Source organism: Bacillota bacterium (assembly GCA_012518215.1).
Taxonomy (GTDB): domain Bacteria; phylum Bacillota; class Dethiobacteria; order DTU022; family PWGO01; genus JAAYSV01.
On sequence record JAAYSV010000061.1, the window covers coordinates 1 to 3,480 of the forward strand.

A 3,480-nucleotide genomic window follows, 5' to 3' on the forward strand; every position below is an offset into this window, starting at 1 on the left:
TCAATCGCAACAATATGGCCAATTCCGTCTCTACTTCTTTTTCATGACCTTCATAACCAGGCGCCAGTTCATACTTCAAAGTGATCCTGTCTACGTCGCCTCTTTTATTCACAACCAATTCATACTCGTTACCCAGTTTATCTAAACTCCGCACCGCTTCTTCCACAGCAACAGGACTGAACAGAACCCCTTTAACTTTGGTAATATGGTCAATACGGCCCTGGATTCCGCCTTTGAACACACGGTGCGTGCGGCCACAGGCACAACCATTTTCACTCCACATGGCCACATCCTTGGTATCATAACGCACACATGGTTGGGCTAGCCGATCGAAGGCTGTGATGACAACCTTGCCAAGTTTATTGGGTTCCTCAATGGGTGCCCCGGTATCCAAATCGAGAAGTTCTGCCAGGAAAAAGGCTTCATTAACATGCATGCCGCCCGGTTTACAAGAACACTCATATCCCCAGGCTCCCATTTCCGTGGCACCAATATGGTCATATACATTGCAGCCCCAGGCATCTTCCATCCTTTTTTTAGTGGTTGGAACACTGGCACCTGGTTCGCCCGCACACAGAATTTTCGTAATGCCCAGATCCCTTGGATCAATACCCATTTTACGGGCAGTGTCCGCCATACCAAGTACATAGGTAGGTGTAGCCATAAAAGCAGTAGCCCGCAGCTCTTTCATTTTTAGTATTCTTTCTTCTGTGTTCAACAGGGCCCCCGAAACAATCTCACAGCCTATTTTCTCAGCCGCATAGTGGCCTGCCCAATAAGCAACAAACACATTGTACCCAAAGGGTAGATAAACCCTATCGGTATTTCTAAAACCCATCGCCCACAGGAACTGGCACCAGGTTTCTGCCCACCACTCCCAGTCCTGCCACGTATCAGGCTGGACTATCGGCTGCCCTGTGGTGCCACTGGTTTGATGGTAAACTGTTACATCTTCTAAAGGAACACAAAGAGAATCACCATAAGGCCACGGCTCCTTGTACTGGGCCCGCCGGTAACTCTCTTTTTCTAATAGCGGCACTTTATTGATATCGCCCCATGTTCTAATGTCTCCTGGGGTTAAACCAGCTTCATCATAAAGCCCTCTGTATAGCCTTGAATTATCATAAGCCCATTTCAATATCTTTTTAAATTTGATTAATTGGAGTTCTTTTAGTTTTTCAACCGGCATGGTTTCCAAAACAGGATTCCAATAAATGTCTGGGCTAAGCATGTTGCCACCTCCATTTTGGTTGCTATTATTGTGGAAAAACAGGTCTTTCATAACCCTCCTCATTAATCTTTAATCTGATTATTCAAATAATTATGGGCAGATAACGACATTGTTCTTATATGGTAAAAATAAATCGTACGCCAGCATCCAATATCTAAGCAAACCTGCCCCTTCTTCCGGGAAAGGAACCCCGAAGCGGCGCTGGCGAGGTTAAGATGTTCACACCTTAAGTAAATATTACAATGTTAAATAAGGAATATTAAATATATGTTGCCGATTGAATTAATAGCTAATGATAATGAATACTCTAAAAGGGTTTAACAACTGATTATCAGCCTTTCATCGGTATGCAAAATCATGTTAACCCTGGGAGGTCGATCAACAGGTATGTCTAAGATATATGACTTCTTCCTTGAACTTCTCCTTGACATGCAAAAAGAGCAGGGCTTTTTCCTGCTCTTCTAAATAATATCTGACTAATAAATATTTCATTGGCCTTTTTTTACTGCCATCTTGCTTTTCCGCCCAGACTTCCCGGCACTGTTTCTGCCGGCAGAAGAAGGGACCTTCTGCCGGGCGGGGTTGTCTTCCTCTACAACGGTAGAAGTGCGGGCAGCCTTCTTTAGAGTCAGATATCTATAATATACATATACAAACATGGCGTAGAGCGGAATAACCAGGGCTATTTTATTCCTGTTTGTTATCCAGGGAACAGCAAACAAAAGGATGCCCAGCACAGTTACAAAAATCGCATACCAACGCCATCTTTTTAATTCAGTACTTTTCAAATCCTTCATTTTATTTTTATGTCTCCCCCCATATAATTTCATATCGTGTGCAAGCATCCAAGGGCTTGTTTCTACCAAATACAGTATTGACATTTTATTTTTTCTTCAACCATCCCAAACTAATTGGTATAATCTTGGGGGTCTCCAGCTCTGATTCAAGAAAATAGATCATTTTGTTGCAATCTCGACAAAAGTAGACATCCTTTTTCCCACAAGACATAATTATTAGTTCACCGCCACAAGCACATTTGGTTTCTTCTTTTTGCGGTTCCCGGGTCTTCCGGGATCTGAACAAATCTAATAAGGAGGCCATCTAATCTCACCTATTTTCTTATTATATTGTCTTAATGAAACACATTCCTTATTATACCACGTTAAAAACAAATAACACCATTGGAGAAATATAGTACACCCAAGCTATTAATAAGAGCCATATTTACCACTGTGTTTGTGTATGAAATAAATGTCAATTAGTAGGTTATGAGAAAGTTCTTGTTTCCGATTATGTTGTTTGACTATCCTTTGCATTTAATTTATAATTGTAAAAACAAAGGAGTGTTAATATGTCGTTTGAGGTATACAAACCCCGTTTAGAAAAGGAAGCCACAGTGGCTATTTCAAAAAATCATCTTACTCTAAACAAAAAACTAGCTGAAAAGTTTGACACCCGATATGTGGAGCTTGCTTTTGATCGGGAAACAAATACTATACGAATTAAAGCTGCTAATGGGGAAAACGGACTCGTTCTCAATAAAAACAAAATTGGTGCCAGGGGTTTTTTTAAGCATTTCAACATTCAACAAAAAGGCAAATATGCTGCAGTATTTAACGAAAAGGAAAAGACCATTCTTGTGAAATATTAAAACCAGTTGTTGTTACAACTGATACTATTTTTATATCTTGCCGGCAAATCGGGTTAAATCTTATTTGCTACGGTATGATCATAAATAATTGGCTAGTGAATATTAAAATTCGTTTTACTACCACTTTGTAGGATTTCCAGTAGCTGTATGAGTTCGGTACTACTTTTCTTACTCATAGCCGTATCAGCTACCTTGTTGGACAACCCTTCCATACCCTCTCCCACGTCACGCACCAGGAGCGCTTTGGGCCTGAACCGCCCCATTTTGTCCATACCGGCAGTTATTCCTTCCTCGATTAGGCTCCAGTCGGTCATCAAAACCAGATGACCTCTTTTAATTATCACCGGCAGGTATTCCCACATATCCAGGGTAAAACCTATGGAGACCACACCCTCCCCTTCCCAGCATATCTTCAGTGTTACTACATATTCATTATCGTTAATCGAAGTTAATTCCCAATCAAACCAGTAATCAATCTCCTCACCCTCGTGAAAACGTTTATATAAAACAGACAAGTCCTGCTCCAGGGTCGGGACCACCATAATCACGGCCTGTTCTGTTTCTCCAATGAACTCGGGGAAGGCCATTTCTTTTTCCA

General features: G+C 41.4%; 4 protein-coding genes. 1 reads left to right on the forward strand and 3 read right to left on the reverse strand.

Annotation, left to right across the window (positions count from 1 at the left end; genetic code table 11):
- Positions 1 to 1,231: phenylacetate--CoA ligase family protein (locus GX364_09560; protein NLI71095.1), on the reverse strand; the 1,231-nt coding region annotated here is incomplete at its 3' end.
- A gap of 488 nt (positions 1,232 to 1,719) precedes the next feature.
- Positions 1,720 to 2,112, reverse strand: a complete 393-nt coding sequence (locus tag GX364_09565; GenBank protein NLI71096.1) for a hypothetical protein — start codon at positions 2,110 to 2,112, stop codon at positions 1,720 to 1,722.
- Between the two features lie 470 nt (positions 2,113 to 2,582).
- On the opposite strand from GX364_09565, the gene GX364_09570 reads away from it, so the two are divergent.
- Positions 2,583 to 2,882: a hypothetical protein gene (locus GX364_09570; GenBank protein ID NLI71097.1), complete on the forward strand. Its 300-nt coding sequence runs from the start codon at positions 2,583 to 2,585 to the stop codon at positions 2,880 to 2,882.
- A 92-nt stretch (positions 2,883 to 2,974) separates the two neighbouring features.
- Here the strand turns inward: GX364_09570 and GX364_09575 are convergent.
- On the reverse strand, positions 2,975 to 3,480 hold a 506-nt coding region (locus tag GX364_09575; GenBank protein NLI71098.1), incomplete at its 5' end, for a hypothetical protein.